Raw genomic sequence first — 21499 nt, forward strand, 5'->3', positions numbered from 1 at the left:
CGGGGGCTACCAGTCGATCTCCGGCGTCAGACCGAATTCGGCGAACGTACTCACAATGAGTTCGCGCAGAACGTCTTTGGTGTTCGGCTGACCGAGCAGGTACGCGGAAATCCTGATGAAGATCTTGCCGCGGTCCCGCCCGGAAACCAGCAGCAGTTGTCCCCCCATGCGCTCGAGTGTGCTTTTCTTCATGCCAGGTTCGAACGGTCGCATGTGCGCTTCGTCGGCGTCGGTGCCGTCGGGCCGGTTCAGCGCCGGGGGCAATTCGCCGATGTTGGAGACAGTCACCGGCAGCGTGGCGCCACCGGCTGCCACCCCCGCCAGGCGCCGGACCACCCGCTTCGGTGTCAGCGGTGTCAGCGGGAGGGGCGCCAACCATTCGTTGTCGGAATTGTCCATCGCCTCGAGGATGGTTTGGGTGATCTTGAGGTGCAGGTCCCGAAGGTCCGTCGCCACGGGTGTGGGATCGACGGCGACGTCCACAGCTGTGATCGCGTTGCCGCGGATGTCTCCGTTGGTTCGCAGGTTCGCCACCAGCCGCAGCGTGACCGCTCCGTCGTCATTCACCCGTCCGACCCGCACCGCGAGTCGGCATGCGACCCCCGCTACCAGCGAATGACTGCTGGCACCAAGGGTTTTCGCGAGGTTATCCCACTCCGCGAGCCCGATGTACGCCGTCAGGGCAGGCATCTCGATAGTCTGATCCGCATCGGCCGAGTGCTGGGCAGGCGGCGCAGCTTTGATCGATGATGTCAGTTCCTTGCGGTCACGCCGCGCCCGTCGCGCCACCGCCACCAGCGCATGACCGACATCGGGGAGTTCTTTGACGGTTTGCCGGAAGTCCTCGCGCAGCGCGCGCCTGCGGGGACGCGACCCCGCGGGTGGATACCCCAGGTCGTGTGTTCTGCCCTCGGCAGCATCAGCGATCGCCTGGCCGAATGCGATGGCGTCGACGACAGCATGGGAAACCACCAGACTGACGGCCGTGCCGCCGTCCTCGAGCGGCAGGACCCCGAGATGCCAGCCGGGACCCCATTCCGGGTCGATGGGTAGCCGCGCCCGCTCGTCGGCCCACTCGCTGACGTCGGCGCGCCGCCGCGGCGTAGCGACGACGTCCATGTCTTGCGGCGCCGGCGCCAACACCCAGCGGTCGCGCGCGAACGGCAATGGCGACCGCTCGACCAGGCGACCGAACATCCCCGATCCGAGGTTCTGGTGGAAGCGCCGCAGCGCGTCGAGGTCAGCACCGCGGTTGTAAATCCAGGTCACCTGAATCAGGGCACCGTGCACCGCCCGGGTTGCGAGAAATGCTGCCTGGTCGAGGTATTCGAGCAGATTGTCCGCGGGCTGGTCCTCGACCGTGGTGGGCTGAAGTGTCGAAGCGGCCGGCGCAGCGGCATCGGTGAGCAGTTCCCGCAGGTGGCCGGCGAGCGACGACGGGGTCGGGTGCTCGAAGACCAGGGACGCAGGCAAGGTCAGCCCGGTTTGCGCGCTGAGGGTATTGCGCAGTTCCAGTGCGGTCAGCGAGTCGATGCCGAGATCTTTGAACGCAAGCCCGATGTCGAGGGCTTCCGGATCGTGGTGGGCCAACACCGCGGCGGTGGCGTTGGTCACCAACGCGGTCAGCGTATCGAGCTGTTGTTCCGCGGTTTGGCCGGCCAGCTGATCCCGGACCCCGGGTTCAGGCGTCACCCGGTCGATTTCGCTGCCACTCGCGCGCGCCGTCAATTCGGTCAGGAACGGATGTGAGCGACGTACGGTGAACGCGGGCAGGAACCGATCCCATGTCACATCCGCGAGGGTGATCAAGGTGTCGTCGGCGTCGATGGCCTGCCGCAGTCCGGCCAGCGCAGTCGTCGGTGGGATCGGATTGACACCGATTCGCTGGAAGATGTCCAGCACCTCGGCGGGCATACTGCTGGCCTCGTCCGCCCACAGGCCATAAGCCGGTGCCACTGCCCTGATTCCATTGCAGCGCAACCGAATTGCCAGCGCATCTATGTGAGCGTTGGCGGCGGCGTAGGCACCTTGCTGGGCGCCGCCCCAAGTCGCAGCCGCAGACGAGAACAGGATGAAGGTCTCGGGTGGGTCTTTCTCCAGCAGTTCAACCAGATTGTCCGCGCCGACCGCCTTCGCGGCGTAACTGTCGGCGAGCTCCTCAGCGGTCGTGTCGGAGATGGAGTTCCATCCGATAGCTGCCGCCGCATGCACGACGGTCCGCAGCGGACCGTGGGCGGCGCGGATGTCGGCAAGCGCGGCCGCCAACGCCGTCCGGTTGCTCACATCCACCGAATACGCTGCGACAGTCACCCCGCGGGCCTGCAAAGTCTGGGCCAGTTCAGCGGTCTGCGGGTGTTCGGTAGCGTTGCGACTTACTAGCACAATGGGATTGGCGCCGGCCTCGGCGAGCCAACCGACCAGGTGCTTACCCAGCCGCCCGGTAGCACCGGTGATCAGAGCCGCTCCCGAAGCCGTCCAGCTGCCGGCACGTTCTTGCACCAACGGCGCCGCGACCAATCGACGCGCGCTCACGCCCTGTTGCCGGATCGCGAGTTGGTCTTCGTCCTGCACGCAGCTCAAAATCGCGTGCAGGTGGGCGATGTCGCGCGGTGTCGCGCTCGGCGGGAGATCAACCAATCCGCCCCACAGGTCCGGGTGCTCGAGGCACACCGACTGTCCCAGCCCCCACGCAGCGGCCTGGCTCGGACTCGGCGGGTCATCGTCGGTGGGTACCGTCGCACCGCCCTGGGTGATGACCCACAATGGAATTCCGAGACCGGAATCGCAATGTGCTTGCGCAAGAGAATGTGTGGAGAGCAGACCAACCGATAGGCCCGAGAAGTCGGGGTGTGGTCGTTCGTCGGTGGCCAGGAACGAGACGATCCCGTCATGGTGGGCCCGCGCACTGGCCGTCTTCAACAAGGCGGACAACGACTCTCGGCCGAGGTCGCTCGGATCTACCGTGAGCACGTCGGTCGCGAATTTCTCGGCGATACCGGCGACCCAGGCATCGTGGGCTTGTTCCGGGAACGCCAGCACCAGCCAGCGACGACGAGTGGTCGGGAAAGTGTTCGGGGTCACTGCGCGCCAGTCGACGCGGTAGCGCAATGTGTTCGCCGCTGACCGAACGCCGACGTCGCCGCGCCACTGCCGCAGGGCGCGCACGACAGCTTCCAGGGACGACCCGGTTACCTGGTCGCCCAAGCCCAATACCTCAGCGAAGGCGTCAACCGCCTCGGCGTCGACGGCTTGCCACAGCGCGCCTTCAACACTGGTGTCCAGGCCGGCGGCTCCGGACACCGGAGTGGGCGTCGCCCAATAGGAACGGTGCTGGAAGGCATACGTGGGTAGCCCAACGGCTCGGGCGTCGGGGTAGAGCGCCGCCCAGGACGGCGATTTGCCGTGGTTGTGGAGTTGACCCAGCGCGGCAGCCACGGTGTCCAGGTCCGACCGATCGCGATGCAGCATGGTGAGCACCGCCGAGCCGGGCCGCTCGGGGGTGCCGGCCAGTGTGTCGGTGATCGCCGCAGCCAGCACCGGGTGCGGCGACAATTCCACAAACAAGCGCTCGCGCTGGCCCAGCAACTCGGCGACCACGTCGTGGAACCGAACCGGCTCCCGCAGATTGCGATACCAGTAGTCGGCGTTCATCTCGGTGGTGTCGAGCGGCTGACCCGATCGCGCGCTGTCCACTGTGGAATACAGCGGGATGCGTGCCGGCGACGCGGACACCCCGGCCAGCTCCGTCAACAGATGGTCCCGCAGCCGCTCCACCTGGCTGCCGTGCGACGCGTAATCCACTGCGATGGAACGGATTTGAATATTGTCACGTTCACACGCCGCAGTGAGTTGCTCGAGTGCGACGGGGTCGCCACTGACAATGGTGTGCGACGGCCCGTTGATCGCGGCGATGCTGACAGCTCCGTCCCAACGTTGCAGCCGGGGCTGAAGCTCTTGTGCGGGAAGCACAATGGAGACCATCCCGCCACTGCCGGACAGTGTGGTGAGCGCCTGGCTGCGCAGCGCCGCGATCTTGGCAGCGTCGGCAAGCGACAACGCACCGGCAACGTAGGCCGCCGCGATCTCGCCCTGCGAATGCCCCACTACCGCATCCGGAACGATCCCGTAGGACTTCAGCAGTTCGGCCAGCGACACCATGATCGCGAACAGGACGGGTTGGACAACGTCCACCCGCTGCAGCGACGGCGCGTCGGGCTCCTCACGCAAGACGCCGAGCACCGACCACCCGGTGGCGGGGCGCAGAGCTGCATCGCACTCGTCGAGGCTGCGCGCGAATTCGCGGTGATGGTGGTACAGCTCCAAGCCCATGCCGGCGTACTGGGCGCCTTGGCCGGGAAAAACGAACACGGTCTCCGGCGGTTGGTGGTGTGCGGCGAGGTGGTGGCGCGACACGTGCGGATGGGGCAGGTCGGCAATCAGCGCTTCCAGGCCCTCCACCAGTTCGCGGCGGGGATCTCCGCCGAGGCCACTTGCGGTGATGGCGGCCCGGTACGGGTGGTGGGTACGGGTGGTGGCCAGGCTGAAGCCGAGATCGGTCAGTCCGGTTTCGGGGTGATCGTGCAGGTAGTCGCGCAACCGGTGGGCTTGACCCGCCAGGGCCCGCGGACCGCGCGCCGAGACCGGCCACACCAGTACCGGGGGTGCCGCACTGACCGACGCGTCGGATTCTATTGCGGCGTCAGGGGCCTGCTGCACGATGACGTGCGCGTTGGTGCCGCTGATGCCGAAGGAGGACACCGCAGCCGTACGGGGATGATCCGTGACCGGCCATGGCACCGCCTCGGTCAGCAGCCGGACCGCTCCACCGGACCAGTCGACACGTGGATTGGGTTGATCGACGTGCAGCGTCTCGGGCAGTACGTCGTGATTGAGCGCCTGAACCATTTTGATCAGCCCGGCGGCGCCCGCCGCGGCCTGAGTGTGCCCGATGTTGGACTTGATCGACCCCAGCCACAGCGGACGCTCGGGGTCGCGGCCGGCACCGTAGGTGGCTATCAGTGCGCCCGCCTCGATCGGATCGCCGAGGGTGGTGCCGGTACCGTGGGCCTCCACGACGTCGACCTGATCCAAGCCGATGCCGGCGTTGGCGCCCGCCTGGCGGATCACGTTCTGCTGCGCGGGACCGTTAGGTGCGGTCAGGCCGTTGGAGGCGCCGTCCTGGTTGATGGCAGATCCCGCGATCACCGCCAGCACCGGATGGTTGTTGAGTCGGGCGTCGCTGAGCCGCTCCAAGACCAGGACCGCTGCGCCTTCACCCCAGCCCGTGCCGTCGGCGTCGGCGGAGAACGCCTTGCATCGCCCGTCCACCGCCAAGCCCCGTTGCCGGGCGAACTCGGTGAAGATCAGCGGCGTCGTCATCACCGTGACCCCACCCGCCAGCGCCAGAGTGCTCTCGCCGTTGCGCAGCGACTGGCACGCCAGATGGGTGGCGACCAGCGACGAGGAGCACGCGGTGTCCACCGTGATGGCCGGACCCTGCAGACCCAGTGCGTAGGCCACTCGCCCGGACGCCACACTGGTGGACTGGCCGGTCAACGCGTACCCCTCCGCGCCGCCGGCAGCCTCCGCGCCGTACGGCTGCGACCAGGTGCCGACGAACACGCCGGTTTGCGAACGCACCAACGAGGCCGGGTCGAGTCGGGCGGTTTCCAGGGCCTCCCAACACACTTCCAGCAGCAACCGTTGCTGGGGATCCATGGCCTGGGCCTCGCGCGGCGAGATGCCGAAAAACTCCGCGTCGAACCCGGCCGCCCCGGCCAGGAACCCGCCGGCACGGGTATAGGTCTTGCCGACGGCGTCGGGATCGGAGTCGAACAAATCCGTCAGATTCCAACCGCGGTCGGTCGGGAAACCCACCATTGCGTCGGTGCCGCCAGCCACCAGCTCCCACAACGCCTCGGCCGAGTCCACTCCCCCGGGAAACCGGCAGGCCATGCCTACCACTGCTATCGGCTCGTCCGACGCCGTCTGCGCGGGCACCGGCGAACCCGCCGTGACCGAACCGCCGAACAGCTGCCCGAGGTAGGCGCCCAACGCCGCCGGGGTCGGATAGTCGAAGGCCAGGGTGGGTGACAACGGCAACTCGGTGACGGCTTTGAGGCGGTCCAGCAGATAAGTAGCTTTCACCGAGTCGAAGCCGAGGTCCTGAAAAGCGGATTCGGCATCGATGTCGCTGGTGCTGGAATGACCCAGTACCGCAGCCGCCTGCTCGCAGACCAGCCCCACCAGCAGCTCGTGCTGCTGATGTCGCAGCGCGCGCAGCCGTTGCGGCAAACCCGCGTCCGCGGCGGGGCGCACGTCAGTCTCGGCGGCCGGGTGCGGCTCCGGACGTGCGATCAGCGCGTCCCAGCGGGTGAAATCATCGCGCCCGTAACGCTGCACGCACTCCCTCCGCCTGACCTTGCCGCTCGTGGTCAGCGGAATGGAATGAGGCGGCACCAGAACGAGATCGGCCACACTCAGACCGTGCGCTTTTGCTATTGCCGACGTGATTTTGCGTCGGACGGCCCCCACCCGCGCGGCGGCGTCTTCGGCATCCGGGCGCACTTTGAACTCGACGATGGTGACCAGTTTCTCGACGCCGTCATCGCCGGTGACCGAGATCGCAACGCAGCGACCGGCGGTGATCTCCTGGATCGTCGCCTCGATGTCGTCGGGAGAGTGGTTACGCCCGTAGACGATCAGCAGATCCTTGATGCGGCCGATGATGAACATCTCGCCACCGGAGAAGAAGCCCAGGTCCCCGGTCCGCAGCCAGGGTCCGGCCGGGGTGCCGGCGGCGGCGTCGATCAGTGTTGCACCGAACGTGCGTGCCGACTCGTCGGGCTTCTGCCAATAACCGTCGGCGACGTTCTCGCCGTGCGTCCAGATTTCCCCGACCGTTTCCGCCGGACATTCGATGCCGGTCTCGGGGTCCACGATGCGCACGATCGGCGACTGGGGCGTGCCGTAACTGACCAGCGGCGTGCCCTCGCCGGGTGCGCAGCGCTTCGCAACACCGGCCGTCAGTTGTTCGGACTCGAAATACACGATTTCCGGCGGCCCGACTGCTTCACGGGTCGCCACGTACACGGTGGCCTCGGCAAGACCGTAGGACGGCCGCAGCGCCTTGGGCTGCAGATTGAATCGGGCAAAACGTTCAGCAAAGCGTTGCAGCGTGGCAGGCTGCACGCGTTCGGCGCCGTTGAGGATGTTGCGCACGTGACCCAGGTCGAGTCCCGCCAGGTCGTCGTCCGACGTCTTCGCCGCCGCCAATTCAAAAGCGATGTTGGGGCCCGCGGTGAATGGCTGGGTGTGGGTAGCCAACAACTGCATCCAGCGTGCCGGTCGCTGCAGGAACGCGGGCGGGCTGGAGAGCACACCGTGCACCCCGGCAACGATCGGAATGCTAATGCCCACAATCAAACCCATGTCGTGGAAGAACGGCAGCCACGACACGACCGTCGTATCCGGCGGCGCAATCCCGCCGTCCTCCCGGTAGTAGCTGGCGATGATCTGTTGGGTGTTGACCACCATGTTCTGGTGCGAAATCACGACGCCCGCCGGGGTGCGGGTGGATCCGGAGGTGTATTGCAGATAGGCGATGTCGGGCAGATCGGGGATCTCGTGTGGGGCTGGATCAGCGGTGTCGAGATCCAGCAAATCGAGTTCGATCATTGCCGGAGCGGTTTCCCCCGGCTCGATGTGTTCGGCGATGCTGCCGGCCACCGAGGACGTGGTCAGAATCGCAGTCGGCGACGCGTCGCCCAGGACCGAACTGGCGCGCTCGTCGCTGGCGCCACCTTGCGGAGCCGACAGCGGTACCGCGATCTGACCGGCTTCCAATGCGCCGAGAAACGCGACGACGTAATGCATTCCCTGCGGCGCCAACACCACCGCGCGATCGCCGGTCGCCCCATAGGTCCGCAAGATCCGCGCGACATTGCGGATCCGCCGATACAACTGCGACCAGGTCAGAGTTTCTGCGCTGCCTTCCGGGTCCTGCTCGTAATCCACGAAAGTGAACGCCGGCTCGTCGGGCCGCAGTTCGGCATATTCGCGCAGCAGAACGGGGATGGAGGGCTCGAACACGGCTCGACGATACCGTGATGATTTGGCCGGGGAGGGCAAAGCTTGATCTGGATTTAGCGCCCTGTCTTCGCCCTCTTCACCTCCCCGCAGATAGCCGATGAAAATCTTCCAAAAGCCGCACACGCTGTTGCAACAACGCCTAATATGGCCTCACCGACTGCACCTCTACGGCGCTCAACCCGCTGTAGCCAGCAGCCCCTCCGCTGGGGGCGAACCAGTCGGCCGCCCGGGTCCGAGCAAACTCGGCGTATGCGGCCTTCCTCATTACGATGTGTTGTAGATCACATGTCTGGGCTGGTGAGCGTCCGCCACCCCACCCGCGGGCCCAAATCCCGGTTCTCGAGCGCGCTGACCTGTACACACGCCGTACTGCACTGTCGCACAACAAGTATGAAAGCCCCAGCTCAGCCGGTCGATGTCCGCACCTGGCCGGCGACAGGCCGCCGAGAAGCGTCCAGATCCGGACGAAGGTCAGGTGCCCACGTGCACTGCAACATAAAATTTTTGTACGATCGCACGATTTTTCCACGCGTGCGCAACGAACCAGCTACGCTTTGGACGCATCAAGTTCTTCAGGCTGCTTCGCTGCGGGGGTCGATAGGTGGCTGGATTGCGGCACTGCAATGTTGCAGGCCCATTAAAGGTCCAGCGAAATTTACCGAAGCGCTGATAAGAGCGTGCGGCGGTGATAGGAACTTGGGGATAGGCAGAGAGGTGGAGGGTTAGTGGCTAGGACGGGCGTCACTCCGGTAGCTGTCATTGGGATGGCCTGCCGGATGCCGGGGGGCATCAATTCACCAGACCTGCTGTGGGACGCACTGCTCCGCGGCGACGACTTCGTCACCGAGATTCCTGCCGACCGTTGGGATAACGACTACTACTACGACCCCGAGCCGGGAGTGCCCGGACGCTCGGTCTGCAAGTGGGGCTCGTTCCTGAAAGACGTCGGCGATTTCGATCCCGAATTCTTCGGCATCAGTGAAAAAGAAGCCACTGCGATGGACCCGCAGCACCGCCTGCTGCTGGAGACCGCGTGGGAAGCAATGGAGCATGCCGGCCTCACCAAGGACACGATCGCCAAACAGACCGGTGTCTTCGTCGGCGTGAATTATGCCGACTATCAGCAAGTTCAGATGGCCTCGGACGCCTTCGACGGTCCGTACGGAAACCCGGGATCGCTGTTCAGCATGGCATCCGGGCGCATCTCCCATGCCCTGGGCCTCGCAGGGCCTGCATCCACGATCGATACTGCGTGTTCTTCCGGATTGTTCGCAATTCACCAGGCTTGCCGCAGCATCAGCGACGGCGAGAGCGACATGACGTTCGCGGGCGGCGTCAACGTGATGCTGGAGCCGCGCAGGTCGGCATCGGCCTCAGCGGGCGGCATGCTGTCCGGGACCGGGCGTTGCCACGCCTTCGATGCCAACGCCGACGGTTTCGTTTCCGGCGAGGGTTGCGTGCTGTTGCTGCTCAAGCGTCTTTCGGATGCGCAGCGCGACGGGGACCGGATCTTGGCTGTCATTCGCGCGACGGCGGCCAACCAGGACGGCCGCACCCCGAACATCACCATGCCCTCCGGGGAAGCGCAGGCAGCGCTGTACCAGACGACATTGCAGGCCGCGGGTGTCGACGCCGGCAGCATCGGCATGGTCGAGTCGCACGGAACCGGCACACCGGTCGGTGACCCGATCGAGTACACCAGCCTCTCGAAGGTGTACGCCAAAGACAACAGGGTCGCCATCGGCGCGTCCAAGACCAACTTCGGGCACACCCAGGCGGCTGCCGGCGCACTCGGGATGATGAAGACGGTCCTCGCCCTTCAGCACGGCATCGTGCCGAAGAACCTGCACTTCGAGTCGCTGTCCGACGAGCTGGCGCAGATCGACACCAAACTCTTCCTGCCGGTGGAAAACACCGAGTGGCCGCTGGCCGGCGATGGTCCGCGCCGCGCAGGCGTGTCGGCGTGGGGAATCTCCGGCACCAACGTGCACGCCATCGTGGAGCAGGCACCCGCTCCGACCTCGCCCAATGGCATCGCCACCACCCCGGCCGGCGATGACACCCTGCTGCTCCCCCTGTCGTCTTCCTCTGCAGACGGCCTGCGCCAGACCGCTTCGCGGCTGGCCGACTGGGTCGAGGCGCACGCGACCGAATTCGCCGCGCGGGACTTGGCATACACCCTGGCGCGCCGCCGTGGGCACCGTTCGGTGCGGACCACCGTGCTGGCCCGGAACACCGTGGAGATGGTGACCGCGCTGCGCGAGGTCGCCGACAGCGAAGCGCTCTACCCAGAAGTGGTGGGTCAGGAGGAACGCGGTCCGGTCTGGGTCTTCTCCGGTCAGGGATCCCAGTGGGCCGCCATGGGTGCGGATCTGCTGGCGAACGAGCCGGTCTTCGCGGCGAAGGTCGCCGAGATCGAGCCGTTGATCGCCGCCGAGTCCGGTTTCTCGGTGAGCGAAGCGATGATCGCGCCGGACAAGGTGACCGGCATCGACCGCGTGCAGCCGACCCTGTTCACCATGCAGGTGGCGCTGGCGGCGACGATGAAGTCCTACGGTGTGAGCCCGGCCGCAGTCGTCGGCCATTCGATGGGCGAGTGCGCGGCGGCCGTTGTCGCCGGGGCGCTGTCCCTGGAAGACGCCACACGCGTGATCTGCCGCCGGTCCCGGCTGATGATCAAGATCTCCGGTTCCGGAGCCATGGCGTCGGTGGAGCTGCCTGCCCAGCAGGTGCTTTCCGAGCTGATGGCCCGTGGCATCAACGACGCGGTGGTCGCGGTGGTTGCTTCGCCGGAGTCCACCGTGATCGGCGGTGCCACCGAGAGCGTTCGCGAGATGATCGCAACGTGGGAGGACCGCGACGTGATGGCCCGCGAAGTGGCCGTCGACGTGGCGTCGCACTCGCCACAGGTCGACCCGATTCTGGATGACCTGTACGACGCGCTGGCCGACATCGAGCCGTTGACCCCGGAGATCCCCTACTACTCCGCGACCTCCTTCGACCCGCGCGAGGAGCCGTACTGCGACGCCAACTACTGGGTGGACAACCTGCGCCACACCGTCCGGTTCTCGGCGGCGGTGCAGGCGGCGCTCGAGGACGGTTACCGCGTCTTCGGTGAACTGTCGCCGCACCCGCTGCTGACCCACGCCGTGGACCAGACCGCACGCAGCCTCGACATGACGGCCGCAGCGCTGGCCGCCATGCGGCGCGAGCAGCCGCTGCCGTTCGGCTTGCGCAGCTTCGTCGGCGACCTGTTCGCGACGGGTGCGACCGTCGACTTCTCCGTCGTGTACCCCTACGGCCACCTCATCGATGCTCCGCTGCCCGCGTGGACTCACCGCACGCTGCTGCTGAGCCGCGACGGGCACAGCTCGCGCGCGCTGAGTTCAAGCGTCGCCGTGCACCCGCTGATGGGTCAGCACGTGCGGCTGCCGGAGGACCCCGAGCGACACGTCTGGCAGGCCGAGATCGGCACCGACGCGCTGCCGTGGCTGGGCGACCACCAGGTGCACGGCACCGCCACCCTGCCCGGTGCCGCCTACTGCGAAATGGCGCTGGCCGCGGCCCGCACCATCTTCGGCGACGGCGCCGTGGTGCGCGACATCCGGTTCGAGCAGATGTTGCTGCTCGACGAGGAAACTCAGGTCACCCTCACCGCGACGGCCGAGGTGCCCGACGAGCTGAACTTCGCTGTCGAGACCAACGAGGACGGGGTCTCGGCGCGCCGGGCTTCCGCCGTGCTGCACGCCGCCGACGAAAACCCCGCGCCGGCACCGCAGGACATCGAGGCCCTGCAGTCGGTGCACCCGAGTGCCGTGCAGGGCGGCGACCTGCGCGACGCCCTGGACCTGTGCGGCATTCAGTACGGGCCCGCCTTCACCGGCCTGTCGGTCGCACACACCGCGGAAGAAACCGGCACCTCGGTGCTGGCCGAGATCTCCCTGCCCAGCGTCATCCGCACCCAGCAGACCAACTACGGGGTGCACCCGGCACTGCTCGACGCGTGCTTCCAGTCGGTGGCCGCGCACCCCAGCGTCGCGATCGCCAGTCTCGGCGGTTTGCTGCTTCCCCTGGGCGTTCGTGAGCTCCGGCTGCACGGACCCGTCCACACCGCCAAGTACTGCCACTCCCGGGTGACTTCGGCGACCGGCGGAGCGGTCGAGGCCGACCTCGACCTGCTCGACAAGCACGGCGCCGTGGTGCTGACCGTCCGTGGACTGCAGATGGGCACCGGTGTATCGGCCAGTGGCGAGCGGGCTCGCGTGCTGGGCGAGCGGCTGCTCACGGTCGAATGGCAACAGCGGCAACTGCCTGACGTGGCCGCCACCGAGCCTGGCTCGTGGCTGATCGTCAGCACCTCTGAAGCCGCCGATCTGATGGCGACGTCGCTCACCGACACGATGAAGCTGCACGAGGCGGAGTCGACGACGTTGTCCTGGCATCTGGATGGCGACCACGCCGCGATGGCCGAGCGGCTGCGCGACCAGCTCAACCGTGGCGGCTTCACCGGACTGGTGGTGCTGACCGCGCCGCGCAACGGCACCCCGGACAGCGAATCACCGCGCCGCGGTAGCGATTACGTCCACCACCTGGTTCGCATCGCGACGGAGCTGGCGGAGGTCCAGGGTGAGGCGCCGCGGCTATTCGTCGTCACCCGGGGTGCGCAGATCGTGCTCACCGAAGACGTCCCGAACCTCGAGCAGGGCGGATTGCGCGGGTTGCTGCGGGTCATCGGCGCCGAGCACCCGCACCTGCACACCACCCACATCGACATCGACGAGCAGACCGACGCCGAGCAGGTCGTGCGTCAGTTGCTGCTGGCCGGCACCGACGAAGACGAGACGGCGTGGCGTAACGACGAGTGGTACACCGCTCGCCTGTGCCCCGCGCCGCTGCGCCCCGAGGAGCGGCAGACCACCGTCGCGTCTCATCAGAGCGACGGGGTGCGCATGCAGATCCGCACGCCGGGTGATCTGCAGACGCTGGAGTTCGCCGCCTTCGACCGGGTTCCCCCGGAGCCCGGGCAGATCGAGGTCGCGGTCACCGCGTCGAGCATCAACTTCGCCGACGTGCTGAACGCTTTCGGCCGCTACCAGAGCCTCGACGGGATCCTGCCGGCGCTGGGCACCGACTTCGCGGGTGTGGTGACCGCGGTTGGCCCCGGCGTCACCAACCACCAGGTCGGTGACCACGTCGGTGGCATGTCTCCGCACGGCTGCTGGGCCACCTTCGTCACCTGCGATGCGCGCCTGGCCACCAAACTGCCGGCCGGGATGACCGATGCGCAGGCCGCGGCTGTGACCACCGCCCACGCCACCGCCTGGTACGGCCTGAACGACCTGGCCCGCATCAAGGCCGGCGACAAGGTGCTGATCCACTCGGGGACCGGCGGTGTGGGGCAGGCCGCGATCGCGATCGCCCGGATGGCCGGTGCGGAAATCTTCGCGACCGCCGGCAGCGAGCAGCGTCGACAGCTGTTGCGTGACATGGGAATCGAGCATGTGTACGACTCCCGCACCATCGACTTCGCCGAGCAGATCCGGCGCGACACCGACGGCTACGGCGTCGACATCGTGCTCAACTCGGTGTTCGGGGCAGCTCAACTCGCCGGCCTCAAGCTGTTGGCGCTGGGCGGGCGGTTCGTCGAGATCGGCAAGCGTGACATCTACGGCGACACCAAGCTGGGCCTGTTCCCGTTCCGCCGGAACCTGGCGTTCTGGGGTGTGGATGTGGGCATCATGTCCGTCAGCCACCCGCAGCAGGTCAGCGAGATTCTGAGCACGGTGTACCGGTTGACCGCCGAGGGCAAGTTGCCGATGCCCGAGGCCACCCACTACCCGCTGGCCGAGGCGGCAACGGCGATCCGGGTGATGAGCGGTGCGCAACACACCGGCAAGCTGATCCTGGACATTCCGCAGGCCGGACGCAGCAGCGTGGTCCTGCCCCCGGAGCAGGCGCCGACGTTCCTGCGGGACGCCTCGTACATCATCACCGGTGGCCTGGGCGGTCTGGGATTGTTCCTGGCCGAGAAGATGGCCGCGGCCGGAGCCGGCCGGATCGTGCTGAGCTCGCGGTCGCAGCCGACGCGAAAGGCTTTGGAGACAATCGAACTCATCCGTTCGATCGGATCCGACGTGGTGGTGATGTGCGGCGACATCGCGCAGCTCGACACGGCCCACAAGTTGGTGGCGACAGCGACGGCCACCGGGCTGCCGTTGCGTGGCGTGTTGCACGGCGCCGCGGTGGTCGAGGACGCCGTGCTGACCAACATCACCGATGAGCTGATCGACCGGGACTGGGCTCCCAAGGTGTACGGCGCGTGGAACTTGCACGAGGCGTGCGCCACGGCGGAGCTGGACTGGTTCTGCTCGTTCTCCTCAGCGGCCGCGTTGCTGGGCTCGCCGGGTCAGGGCGCGTACGCGGCGGCCAACAGCTGGTTGGACGCGTTCACCGCCTGGCGGCGCGCACAGGGCCTGCCCGCCACCGCGATCGCTTGGGGCGCGTGGGGTGAGATCGGCCGCGGCGCGGACTTCGCCGAGGACAGCGGCGCCGCGATCGCTCCGGATGAGGGTGCCTACGCGTTCGAGGCGCTGCTGCGCCACGACCGGGCGTACTCGGGCTACACCCCGCTCATCGGGACACCGTGGATCGCGTCGTTCGCTGCGCGGAGCAAGTTCCTCGAGATGTTCAAGACCGCGGGCGACAAGCGTTCTGGCTCGAGCAAGTTGCGCGCCGAGTTGTCCGAGCTGCCGCTGGAGGAATGGGCCGGCCGGTTGCGCCGGCTGCTGTCCGAGCAGATCGGGCTGATCCTGCGTCGCAACATCGACCCCGATCACCCGTTGTCGGAGTACGGCCTCGACTCGCTGGGCAATCTCGAGTTGCGCACGCACATCGAGGCTCAGACCGGCGTACGCATCACCTCCGCGGACATCACCACCGTCCGAGGATTGGCGGATCACCTGGTCGACAAGATGGCACCCAAAGAAGGTGTGTCCGCATGACTTGATGTGATCGCGAAATGACTTGTCCTGCAGGACTTCTAACATAGGAGGAAGCGTGTTCATAGGCGGAGGGTCTGAGCACGACAGCTTGCGTGTCGGTAACGCGTACGACTGGGACCCGGGTCAGGGCACCGTCATCGCGTGGGAGCCGACTGCCGGGTGCCTCGCGAAGGCACAGCAAGCTCCAGCTACTCCTGTGCCTCCGAGCTGCATGCAGGCGGGTCACCTTCGCGGTTACGTCGAGTTCCGCGACAAGGGGCTCGACTACTCGCGCGCGATCATGGGCTCGTGGGAAGTGCCCGGGCGCTGCGACATTCGCGCCATGACGTACGTCATCAACACGCACCTGCGCCGCCACGGCACGTACCACAGCTGGTTCGAGTTCAAGGATCCGGACAACATCGTCCGCCACACCCTGAAGAACCCGCGTGACATCAACTTCGTCGCCAAGACGTACGGCACGATGACGCAGCCCGACTGGGAAGCCCACGTGATGGCCACCCCGGATCCGTTGCAGTGGGACTGCTTCCGGTACGGCATCATTCAATACGAAGACAAATTCGCGTTGTACGCGGTGGTGGACCACCTGCACTGCGATCCGATGCTGATCGCCGGGTTGTACGTGGAGATCGTGATGAACTACAACGCGCTGGTCGAGGGCCGGGCCCCGATGACCATGCCGCCGGCGGCGAGTTACGACGATTTCTGCATCCGCGAAGCCGAAACCATTGCGTCCATGACGCTGGAGTCGCCGGAGGTGCGGACCTGGGTCGAGTTCGCCGAAGCCAACGGTGGGACGCTGCCCGACTTCCCGCTGCCCTTGGGCGACCAGTCGATCGCGTGCGGCGGTGACGTCCGCGTGGAGCAGTTGCTGGCCGCCGACCAGACGGCGAAGTTCGAGGACATGTGCCGCCAGGCAGATGCCCGGTTCAGCGGCGGGCTGTTCGCGTGCGCCGCCCTGGCGTACTACGAAATGACCGGCGAGCTCACGTATTACGGGCTCACCCCCACCGACAAGCGCAAGACTCCGGCGGAGTACATGACGGTTGGCTGGTTCACCGGGATCGTGCCCTTCACCGTGCCGATCGACCCGAACTCTTTCGAGGAGACGGCGCGCGCCGCCCAGGCATCCTTCGACGCCAACATGAACGTCAAAGAGGTGCCCTTCGATCGCGTCCTGGAATTGGCCCCGTGGCTGCGCAAGCCCGGCCCGCAGTTCACGATGATGAGCTACATGGATGCCGGCCTGCCGCCGCTGTCCGGCATCGTCGCGACCGCGCTGGACGGGGTGAACGCAGCGGCATACACCGACGGACGCAGCCCGGCGTACAAGTACTCGACGGTGTTCCGCCTGTTCGACGAGGTCTCGATCATGGTGTCCTACCCGAACAACCCGATCGCGCGGGAATCGGTGACCCGCTTCACCGACCAGCTGAAGTCGGTGTTCCAGCGGGTGGTGGCCGGCACGTTGGCGAACACTCCCGTTCGGGTGGCGCAATAGAGTCGACACGGCTCACCTTCGCTACGCGAAGAGATTTAACGGAGTTGATTACCGGCAATGAAAGCTGTCCTCGCCGTCCATGGCACCCGCGGCGACGTTGAACCCTGCGCTGCGGTCGGTGCAGAGCTTCAGCGTCGGGGGCACGAAGTGCAGATGGCGGTGCCGCCGAATCTCGTTCGCTTCGTCGAGTCGGCGGGCCTGAAAGCCGTTGCCTATGGCCCGGATTCGCATGCGCAGTTAGAGGAAGAGATCTTCCGCAGCTTCTGGCGGGTCCGCAATCCGCTCGGTGTGCTACGTCCGGGCGCGGAGTACCTCACCCGGGGCTGGGCTGAGATGGGCGAAACCTTGGTGGCACTGGCCAAGGATGCCGACGTCATCGTCTCGGGCCAGACTTATCAGGGTGTTCCGGCGAACGTCTGCGAATACCTCGATATCCCGTTGGCCGCACTGCACTACTTTCCGCAGCGCGTACACGGACACATCCTTCCGTTGCTTCCGCCGCCGGCAATCCGCACCGTGATGCGAGGGGTCTACGGCCTGTACTGGTTGATGACCAAGGGGCCCGAGAACGAGCAGCGCCGCGCGCTGGGCATGCCGACCACCAAGGTGTCGTCCGCGAAGCGGATCGGCCGGCACGGATGGTTGGAGATCCAGGGCTACGACGACGTGTTCTTTCCCGGGCTCAAGGAAGAGTGGGGTGACCAGCGTCCGTTCGTCGGCGCGCTGACGCTGGAGTTGCCGACCTCCTCCGACGACGAAGTCCTGTCCTGGATCGCCGACGGCACACCACCGATCTACTTCGGCTTCGGCAGTATGCGGGTGGAAACCCCCGAGAACACAGTCGCTTTGATCAGCGAAGTCTGTGCCGAATTGGGCACTCGCGCTCTGATTTGCGGCGGTGTCACCGATCTGGGTGACATCCCGGTTCCCGACAACGTCAAACTCGTCGCCGACGCCAACCACGCCGCCGTCTTTCCGAAGTGTCGCGCCGTTGTTCACCACGGTGGCCCCGGCACTCTCGCGGCCGGGATGAAAGCCGGCGTGCCCACCCTGGTGCTCTGGATCAGCGCCGAACAGCCCCTGTGGGCAGCCCAGGTGGTCAAGCTCAGGATCGGCAAAGCGCGACGATTCGCCGGCGTCACCAAACAATCACTGCTGAAAGATCTGCGCAAAATTCTCGAGCCCAAGTACGTCAATCGCGCTCGCGAGATGGCGAAACGCATGACCCCGACAGCGGTCAGCGTGCAGAAGGCCGCGGATCTGATCGAGGAGAAGGTTCGTCAATCTGGCTCGGCAGTACCAGTACGCGGGAGCGGAAAGCTCTCATGACCGCGACAGGTGTAACGCTAACGTCACGATTGACGGCGGCACCTCGTTACCCCACCGAGACCGGAATGACCTTGTAGGTTTGTAGGGGTGTCGAGCGGTTCTAGTGAGGCTGCCAAGGTCGGGGGGATCTACGACCGCCTAGGTCAGTTCGTGGTGCGGTATCCGTGGCTCACCATCGGAGCATGGATCGCCGTGGCGGTGGTGCTCTTCCTTTCCTTCCCGCCGCTGCAGGTACAAGCGGGAAAACACCCGCCCAGTCCGTTCCCTGACGATGCCCCGACGATGGTCGTCGCCAGAGAGATGGCCAAGGCGTGGAGCACGACACCCGACGGCAAGCAAGAAGAGAAAAGCGATTCGACCGCCGCAGCGGCGACGCCCACTGCCCTGCTGATGGTTGTCTTGACCAACGAGAAGGGTCTGACCCCCGACGACGACGCCACCTACCGAAAACTCGTCACCAAACTCAACGAAGACACGCAGGACAAGATGTCCGTGCAGAACGCCCTCGACGACCCGGAGATGCGCAAGCTATTGGTCGCCAAGGACGGCAAAGCGTTCATCCTGCCGGTGAATGTTCCTGGGGACCAGAACGATCCGGCCACCCTGGCCACCTACAAGCGGGTAGCTGCGATCGTCAAACAAACCGTGGCCGGCACGACACTGCACGCCGACCTCAGCGGGCCGTTGGCCACCATCTCCGACATCACCGACATCGGTCAGGAAGATATTCACTTCATCGAGATCGCCACCGTCCTCAGTGTGCTGATCATCCTGATCGTGATCTATCGGAACATCGTGACGATGTTCATTCCGCTTGCGACGATCGGCATTTCGCTGGCCACCGCCCAGGGCGTGCTCTCTGGCGCGGCTGAACTCGGCCTGGACACCAATTTGCAGGTCATCGTCTTCATGACCGCGGTCATGATGGGCGCCGGAACGGACTACGCCGTCTTCCTCATCAGTCGGTATCACGACTATTTGAGGCACGGCGACGATTCCGACATCGCGGTCAAGAAGGCGTTGATGTCGATCGGCAAAGTGATCGCCGCGTCCGCCGCCACCGTCGCGGTCACCTTCCTGGCGATGGTGTTCACCAAACTCGAAGTGTTCTCCGCGATCGGTCCGGCAATTTCGATCTCGATCGTGGTGTCGCTGCTGGCGGCAGTGACGTTCCTGCCCGCCGTGCTGGTACTCGCGGGCAGGCGTGGCTGGATCAAGCCGCGCCGCGACCTCACCACCCAACTGTGGCGGCGCTCGGGAATCCGCATCGTGCGCAAGCCGCGCATCCATCTGGCCGCCAGTCTTGTCGTGCTCATTGCCCTCGCCGCCTGCATGGGAGCCGTGCGTTACAACTACGACGACCTCAAATCGTTGCCGGACGAGGTCGACAGCTCCAAGGGCTACGAGGCGATGAACAAGCACTACCCGATGAACGCGATGACTCCGATGATGTTGTTCATCCAGTCATCCCACGACTTGCGGACACCGTCGGCGCTGGCGGATCTGGAGCAGGTGGCCGGTCGGGTCAGTCAAGTCCCGGACATCACGATGGTGCGCGGCCTGACGCGGCCCAATGGGGAACCGCTGGAACAGATGAAGGTGTCGTGGCAGGCCGGTGAAGTCGGTGGCAAACTCGACGAAGCTTCCAACCAGATCGAGAATCACGGGGGTGACCTGGACCGGTTGGTCGGCGGCGCGAACCAATTGGCGGACGCTCTCTCCCAGCTTCGCGACCAAGTCACCGGCGCCGTCTCCAGCCTCAGCGGAACAGTCGCGGCACTGACCGCCATGGAGCAGATGCTGGGCGGCGACAAAGCCATCAGCGCGCTGGAGCAGGGCGCACGGTTCACCGGTCAGATGAAGAACCTCAGCGACAGCTTGAACGCCTCGACCACGAATGCGGAGAACGTGGCCGCTTGGGCCGGACCGATGGTCCGAGCGCTCTATGCCAGCCCCGATTGCAATATCGATCCGGCGTGTGTGAATTCACGCGCCGGCCTGGCGGCAATGGTTTCCGCCGATGACAACGGAACATTGCTGTCCATCAAGGCGATGGCGCGCAATCTGCAAGCGGCGGAACAAGCTTCGACTATTGGTCAAACGCTGGCCAAGATTCAGCAGATGCTGACTCAAGCCTCCGACGCCCTCAAGACCATCAAGAACCTGCAGTCCACCATGAACCAGGCCCAAGCAGGTTCCAATGCCCTCGCAGACGGTAGCCGTGCCTTGGCCTTCGGAGTCAAGGAGCTGGTAGATCAGACCCGACGGATCGGGTCGGGTCTGAATGAAGCGTCCGGGTTCCTGCTGGAGATGAAGCACGACGCCAGCAAGCCGTCCATGGCGGGCTTCCACCTCCCCCCGCAGATCACGACCAGGGAGGAGTACAAGAAGGGCGCCCAGCTGTTCATCTCGCCTGACGGTCACGCGGCGCGATACTTCATTCAAAGCGGGCTCAGTCCGTTCAGCACTGCCGCGATGGACCAGATCACCGCGATCGAGAAGGCAGCGCGCGCAGCGACACCGAACACCGAGTTGTCGGACGCGAAAATCATGGTCGCGGGAGTTCCGACGGGACTTCGGGACACTCGCGACTATTACAACGCCGACATGAACTTCATCATCATCGCCACCATCGTCATCGTGTTCCTGATCTTGGTGCTTCTGCTGCGCGCTATTGTCGCACCGCTGTATCTGATTGCCTCAGTGCTGCTTTCGTATATGTCGGCGTTGGGCATCGGCGTTCTGGTATTCCAGTTCCTACTGGGTAAGGAACTGCACTGGAGTCTGCCCGGGCTCTCGTTCATCCTGCTCGTCGCCGTCGGTGCGGATTACAACATGTTGCTGATCTCGCGAATACGCGACGAGTCGCCGCACGGGGTGCGCTTCGGCGTCATCCGCACCGTGGGAACCACTGGTGGCGTGATCACCTCGGCAGGGCTGATCTTCGCGGCATCGATGTTCGGCCTGCTGTCCGCCAGCATCAGCACCATGCAGGAAGCCGGCTTCATCATCGGCATCGGCATTGTGATCGACACCTTCTTGGTGCGGACCATTACCGTACCGGCCTTGGCCGCCATGATCGGTCAGAAAAACTGGTGGCCGTCGAAATTGGACGGCTCCGGAAACGACGTGCTCAACGAGAAGCTGCAGCAGACGTGGAAGAAGATCTCCCCCCATCTGATCAGGCTTCATTTGATTCCGGACCCGGCCAAGCGGAGACCGCCGCCGAAAACACGCACCCGCGCCACCGCGCCCGCCAACCGGCGGAAGCGACCGGCGGGCGCCGCTACCAAGAACCGCCGGCCGGGGCACTTCGAACCCAGCCACTCGCTTCCGCTGTTCGACCTCACCGGGGTGCGCAAACAACTCACCGATGATCTGCAGTGGGGAGCTTCAGCCCCGGTCAATTCCAATGGCAAGAAGAAAAAGAAGCACGAGGACGAATTCCTCGGTCATTCACTGCCGCTGTTCGGCTACAGCGTTATCCCCCAACAACCGGTCGTCGCAGCGACGGTGGGCAATGGCGCCGGCAACGGCGAATCGAATGGCAGCGGAAGCGCGCCTCTGACGTAATGCC

General features: G+C 65.7%; 5 protein-coding genes. 4 read left to right on the plus strand and 1 reads right to left on the minus strand.

From position 1 onward, the window contains the following. Window positions 1–6: 6 nt before the first annotated feature. Window positions 7–8091 (minus strand): type I polyketide synthase, encoded by an 8085-nt coding sequence (locus AC5Y5Z_RS05480; protein ID WP_499923813.1) that lies wholly within the window; start codon window positions 8089–8091, stop codon window positions 7–9. A gap of 725 nt (window positions 8092–8816) precedes the next feature. On the opposite strand from AC5Y5Z_RS05480, the gene pks2 reads away from it, so the two are divergent. The 4 genes from pks2 (at window position 8817) to AC5Y5Z_RS05500 (ending at window position 21495) form a co-directional block, all read left to right on the plus strand. Then, window positions 8817–15092 carry a sulfolipid-1 biosynthesis phthioceranic/hydroxyphthioceranic acid synthase gene (gene pks2, locus AC5Y5Z_RS05485; protein WP_499923815.1) on the plus strand — a complete coding sequence of 2092 codons (6276 nt, stop codon included), beginning with the start codon at window positions 8817–8819 and terminating at the stop codon, window positions 15090–15092. Window positions 15093–15303: 211 nt separating this feature from the next. Next, window positions 15304–16593 carry a condensation domain-containing protein gene (locus AC5Y5Z_RS05490; RefSeq protein ID WP_463825137.1) on the plus strand — a complete coding sequence of 430 codons (1290 nt, stop codon included), beginning with the start codon at window positions 15304–15306 and terminating at the stop codon, window positions 16591–16593. Between the two features lie 57 nt (window positions 16594–16650). After that, window positions 16651–17922, plus strand: a complete 1272-nt coding sequence (locus AC5Y5Z_RS05495; protein WP_463825136.1) for a glycosyltransferase — start codon at window positions 16651–16653, stop codon at window positions 17920–17922. Window positions 17923–18009: 87 nt separating this feature from the next. Next, window positions 18010–21495: an MMPL/RND family transporter gene (locus AC5Y5Z_RS05500; protein ID WP_463825135.1), complete on the plus strand. Its 3486-nt coding sequence runs from the start codon at window positions 18010–18012 to the stop codon at window positions 21493–21495. Window positions 21496–21499 lie beyond the last annotated feature (4 nt).

It is taken from the genome of Mycobacterium sp. NGS29 (assembly GCF_059812965.1).